This window comes from Micrococcus sp. KRD077 (genome assembly GCF_017168505.1).
Classification (GTDB): domain Bacteria; phylum Actinomycetota; class Actinomycetes; order Actinomycetales; family Micrococcaceae; genus Micrococcus; species Micrococcus luteus.
On sequence record NZ_JABFAZ010000039.1, the window covers coordinates 4,413 to 9,945 of the forward strand.

Below are 5,533 nucleotides of genomic sequence, written 5' to 3' on the forward strand. Positions count from 1 at the left end.
GTCGGACGCACGGGATCACCGTAGCGGGACGGGCGGTGGGGTACTCACTGCCGCAGCCGGGAACGCGAGAGGTCGGAATGAGCGTCAGACCCGCCCTCATTCCGACCACTCACGTGACAGGTGGGGCCGACGCGCCCGCCCTCAGTCCTCCGCCGGCAACTCCAGCATGGGGCGGTGCTCGTAGAAGGTCTGCAGCACCACGGTGGTCCGGGTGGACACCGACGCCGTCTGGCGGATCTCCGTCACGAGGGCCTCGAGCTCGCGCGGCGAGCCCACGCGCACGAAGAGTATGTACGCGGCGTCGCCGGCCACGGAGTGGCATGCCTCGATCGCCGCGATGGACTCGAGGAGCTCGGGGGCGTCGTCGGGCTGGCGCGGGTCCAGCGGGCTGATCTCGATGAACGCGGAGAGCGGCCTGCCCACGGCCTCGGGGTCGAGCAGCGCACGGTAGCCCGTGATCACGCCCGTGCTCTCGAGCCGGCGCAGGCGCGCCTGCACCGCGGAGGTCGAGAGGCCGACCCGCTCGGAGAGCTGGGCGAGCGTGGCGCGCGGGTCATGGGAGACGGCGGCCGCGAGCCGCGCGTCGACAGGGTCGTCCATGCGCCGCACGCTATCAGCCGGCCCCGGCCGCCGGGTTGACAGCCCCGTGCGCTCATGGAAACCTTCCGGCAAGTGATCCGCCTCACCGGATATTTTCCGGCGATTCGACCTCAGGAAGGTTCCATGTCCACCACTCTGCAGCCCGCCCGGACCGACGGCGTTGCCTCGGAGGCCCCGGCCGACGCGCGCACCGTCGAGACCCACCCGGCCTGGCTCCGCCTCAAGGCCGCCGCCACCGCCCTGCAGCCTCTGCAGGTCAAGGACGGCTCCATCCCGGACCCGGCGGACCACGCCGCCGCGCGCGAGCACGTGGAGACCATCGTCGCCGCCGTCGAGGAGCTCGCCCCGCTCTTCCCGCACGACGCCGCCTACCTCGCCGCCCTGCCCCGCGACTTCGCGCGCTGGGCTGACGGCGGCTTCGCCGAACCCGACTTCCTGGACTCCCTCGTCGCCTTCCAGCCGCAGGAGCACCGCGTCGACGGCGTCCGGCACCTCGTGGTCTTCCCGATGTACACGCAGAACGGCTCCCCGGACCGGCACGTAGAGGCCCTCGTCGTCGAGACCATCTGGCCCGAGTTCATCGCCGAGCTCGAGGCCGGCGACTACGGCAACCGCCTCTTCGTCTCCCTGCGCCTGATCGACTTCACCCCCGGCTACGACACGAACTCCGCCGTCCTCTTCCCCGAGACCGTGGCCATGCGCGAGATCCCCACCTTCACGTGGGGCGCCATCTTCCAGGACCGCGAGGCCGCCCGCTTCCACCGGGTCGTCACCGCCGCCGCCGAGGTCACCCAGCTCGAGCTCCCGGCCGAGCTCGCCGAACTGCTCTCCAGCCAGGAGCTCGCCGAGGGCACCTTCGTGATGTGGGACCTCATCCACGACCGCACGCACATGCGCGGCGACCTGCCCTTCGACCCGTTCATGATCAAGCAGCGCATGCCCTTCTTCCTCTACACGCTCGAGGAGATGCGCTGCGACATGACCGCCTTCCGCGAGTGCGTGGCGATCGAGCGCCGCCTCACGGCGCGCGCCGCCGCCGGCGAGCAGCTCACCGGGCTCGAGGAGCAGACCCGCCGCCACGCCGGGCTCGTCCAGCACGCGGTCCTGTTCGACCGGGTCTTCCGCTTCGCCCTCACGGGCTCCCGCGTCCGCAACTACGACGGCCTCGGCGGCCAGCTGCTCTTCGCCTGGCTGCACCGCAAGGACGTGATCCAGTGGCGCGACGTCGAGCTCAGCGTGGACTGGGACCGGCTCGCCGACGCCGTCGTCGAGCTGGGCGACGCCATCGACACGCTCTACTGGGAGTCCATCGACCGCCCCAAGACCGTGCACTGGCTCCAGGCCTACGAGCTCGTCGCCTCCGTGGTCACCCCGCACCCCGCCTCCGTGTGGGCGCAGGGCCTGCCCCGTGAGGTCCTCGCCGGCCCGCCCAAGGGCTACACCGACCTCGTGCTCGACGACGAGTTCCCGCTGTCCATGTTCTTCGAGGCCCTCGAGAAGAAGATGCGCGGCGTCATCGAGTCCACCGCCGGGATCCGCGGCACGGACGCCTGACCCGTGGCCGCCCTGACCGACCGCGCCGTCCTGATCGCGGGCGCCACGAGCGCCTCGGGCCGGGCCGCCGCCCGCACGCTCCTCGACGCCGGCGCACACGTCGTCGCGACCGGGCGCGACGCCGCGAAGCTCGCCCCCCTCGCCGGCCTCGGCGCCGAGACCGCGACCCTGGACCTCACGGACGAGACCGCCGTCCGCGGCCTCGTCGAGGACCTGCACGCCCGCGGCACCCGGATTGACGGCCTGCTCCACCTGGTGGGAGGCTGGCGCGGCGGCGGAGGCCTCGCCGGTCAGACCGAGGCGGACTACCGCGCCCTGGAGGCCTCGTTCACGGCGCTGCGGCACGTGAGCCGGGCCCTCGACGACGACCTGCGGGCCTCGTCCGCCGGTCGCCTCGCGATCGTCTCGTCCACGGCGGTGACCCGGCCGCTCGCCGGCGGCGCGAACTACGCCGCGGTGAAGGCGGCGAGCGAGGCATGGACCCGCGCGGTGGCGCAGGGCTGGGCCAAGGCCACCCGGGACGCGGAGACCCCGCTGCGCTCGGCGGCCGTCGTGTTCCGCGTGAAGTCCCTCGCCGGGCTCGAGGAACGGCTGGCCGAGGAGTACGCGCGACTGTGGAAGGCTGAGGCGGGCGCGCTGAACGACGCCGTCCTCACGCTCCAGGAGAAGGGAACGTAACTGACATGCAGAGGATCCACGATCCGCAGGAGCGGGGCTTCGCCTCGGACAACTACTCCGGCGTCCACCCGGAGGTGCTCGCGGCGATCGCCGAGGCCAACGGGGGCCACCAGGTCGCCTACGGCGAGGACGTGTACACGGCGCGTCTCCAGGAGGTCGTGGCCCAGCACTTCGGCGAGGACGCCACCGTGTGGCCGATGTTCAACGGGACCGGGGCGAACGTCGTCGGGCTCCAGGCCATGCTGCCCCGCTGGGGCGCGGTGATCTGCGCGGACACCGCGCACATCCACGTGGACGAGGGCGGCGCGCCGGAGAAGTCCGCCGGCATCAAGCTGCTGCCCGTGGCCACCGACGACGGCAAGCTCACCCCCGAGCTGATCGCCGCCGAGGCGTGGGGCTGGGGCGACGAGCACCGTGCCCAGCCCCTGGTCGTCTACCTCACCCAGTCCACCGAGCTCGGCACGGTCTACACCCCGGAGGAGGTCAAGGCCATCACGGACTACGCCCACGAGCACGGGATGCGCGTCTACATGGACGGCGCCCGCATCGCCAATGCCGCGGCCTCCCTGGGCCTGCCGCTGCGCGCCTTCACCACCGACGTCGGCGTGGACGTGCTCTCCCTCGGCGGCACCAAGAACGGGGCGCTGCTGGCCGAGGCCGTCGTCGTGCTCGACCCGGACGCCGCGGACGGCCTCGTGTACCTGCGCAAGAACCAGATGCAGCTGGCCTCGAAGATGCGCTTCATCTCGGCGCAGCTGCTCGCCCTGTTCGACGGCGACCTGTACCTGCGCTCCGCCCGCCACGCCAACGCCATGGCCGCCCGGCTGCGCGCCGGCATCGAGGCGGGGGTCGCCGACGGCTCGCTGGCCGGCGTCGAGTTCACGCAGGCCACGGACGCCAACGCCGTGTTCGCCGTCCTGCCCGAGGGCGTGGCCGACCGGCTGCGCGCCCGCTTCCGGTTCTACGACTGGGACGCGGCGCGCCGCGAGGTGCGCTGGGTGTGCGGCTTCGACACGACCGAGGAGGACGTGGACGCGTTCACGGCGGCGCTGCGCGCCGAACTCGTCCCCGCCGTCTGACGGACGCGCCCGGCCGGGATACCCTTCTACCACCGTGCAGCAGGGTGGGACGCCGCGGCCTTCGACGCGCGTCCGACCGCTCCTCCACCGAAAGGCCACCGTGGACACCAGCGCACCCCGGACGTCCCCGTCGACGCCGGCCGCCTCCGCCGCCCACGCCACCCATGAGGGCGGCTCCCTGCAACGCACCCTCAAGTCCCGGCACCTGACGATGATCGCGATGGGCGGCGCCATCGGCACGGGCCTGTTCGTGGCCTCGGGCAACACCATCGCGACCGCCGGCCCCGGTGGCGCCCTCGTGGCCTATGTGGCCATCGGCTTCATGGTGTTCCTGCTGATGCAGTCGCTCGGCGAGATGTCCACGTACCTGCCGGTCTCCGGCGCGTTCGAGGAGTACTCGACCCGCTTCGTGAGCCCCTCGTTCGGCTTCGCCATCGGCTGGAACTACTGGTACAACTGGGCGATCACGGTGGCCGCCGAGCTCGTCGCGGCGGCCCTGATCATGCGGTACTGGCTCCCGGACGTGCCCTCGTGGATCTGGTCCGCGATCTTCCTCGCGCTGCTCTTCGGCCTCAACGCCCTCTCCACGCGCGCCTACGGCGAGAGCGAGTTCTGGTTCTCGCTCATCAAGGTCGCCACGGTGGTGATCTTCCTGGTGCTCGGCGTCCTGATGATCGTCGGCATCCTCGGCGGCTCCTCCCCCGGCTTCCACAACTGGACGGACGGCGAGGCCCCCTTCGTGGGCGGCGGCGCCGGCATCCTGGCGATCTTCATGGTGGCCGGCTTCTCCTTCCAGGGCACCGAGCTGGTCGGCGTGGCCGCGGGCGAGGCCGAGGACCCGGAGAAGAACGTGCCCAAGGCGATCCGCACCGTGTTCGTGCGCATCCTGCTCTTCTACGTCGGCGCAATCACCGTCGTCGGCTTCCTCATCCCCTACACCAGCCCCCACCTGCTGGGCAGCGACGTCGAGGACATCTCGATCTCCCCGTTCACGCTCGTCTTCGAGAACGCGGGCGTGCTCGCCGCCGCCTCCGTGATGAACGCCGTGATCCTCACGGCCATCCTCTCCGCGGGCAACTCGGGCCTGTACGCCTCCACCCGCATGCTCTGGGCCCTGGCCGACTCCGGGAAGGCCCCGCGCTTCCTGGCGAAGGTGAACCGGCGCGGCGTGCCCATGAACGCCCTCTACGCCACCACCGCGGTGGGCGCGGCGTGCTTCCTGACCACGTTCATCGGGGACGGCGCCGCCTACGTGTGGCTCGTCTCCGCCTCGGGCCTGGCCGGGTTCATCGTGTGGATGGGCATCGCCTGGAGCCACTACCGGTTCCGGCGGGCCTACGTCGCGCAGGGCCACGACCCGAAGGACCTGCCCTACCGCGCCTTCCTGTTCCCCCTGGGCCCGATCGTCGCGCTGGTCATGTGCGCCGTCGTGATCCTCGGCCAGAACTACCAGGCGTTCATGGGCGACGTGGACCTCGTGGCCGTGGCCAGCGCGTACATCGGCCTGCCCCTGTTCCTCGCGCTGTGGCTCGGCCACAAGCTCGTCACCGGCTCGAAGCCGGTCCGCTACGAGGACGCCGACCTCACCCGCGTCCTGGACTGAGTCCCCCACCTCGGAGGTC

5 protein-coding genes are annotated in these 5,533 nt (G+C 71.8%); 4 read left to right on the forward strand and 1 reads right to left on the reverse strand.

Annotated elements, in window-relative coordinates:
* Window positions 1-141: 141 nt before the first annotated feature.
* Window positions 142-600, reverse strand: a complete 459-nt coding sequence (locus J1M39_RS09660) for an Lrp/AsnC family transcriptional regulator (RefSeq protein ID WP_206496728.1) — start codon at window positions 598-600, stop codon at window positions 142-144.
* 123 nt (window positions 601-723) lie between these two features.
* Between J1M39_RS09660 and J1M39_RS09665 the strand changes: the two genes are divergently transcribed.
* From J1M39_RS09665 to J1M39_RS09680, 4 genes are all read left to right on the forward strand, one after another.
* Complete coding sequence (locus J1M39_RS09665; protein WP_206496729.1) at window positions 724-2,154, forward strand: DUF6421 family protein; 1,431 nt, start codon at window positions 724-726, stop codon at window positions 2,152-2,154.
* 3 nt (window positions 2,155-2,157) lie between these two features.
* Window positions 2,158-2,832, forward strand: a complete 675-nt coding sequence (locus J1M39_RS09670; protein ID WP_078026156.1) for an SDR family NAD(P)-dependent oxidoreductase — start codon at window positions 2,158-2,160, stop codon at window positions 2,830-2,832.
* 5 nt (window positions 2,833-2,837) lie between these two features.
* On the forward strand, window positions 2,838-3,911 hold the full coding sequence (locus tag J1M39_RS09675; RefSeq protein WP_036380765.1) for a threonine aldolase family protein: 1,074 nt from the start codon (window positions 2,838-2,840) through the stop codon (window positions 3,909-3,911).
* A gap of 100 nt (window positions 3,912-4,011) precedes the next feature.
* A complete protein-coding gene (locus J1M39_RS09680) occupies window positions 4,012-5,514 on the forward strand; it encodes an amino acid permease (protein ID WP_036316542.1) in 1,503 nt (500 codons plus the stop codon).
* Window positions 5,515-5,533: the final 19 nt, after the last annotated feature.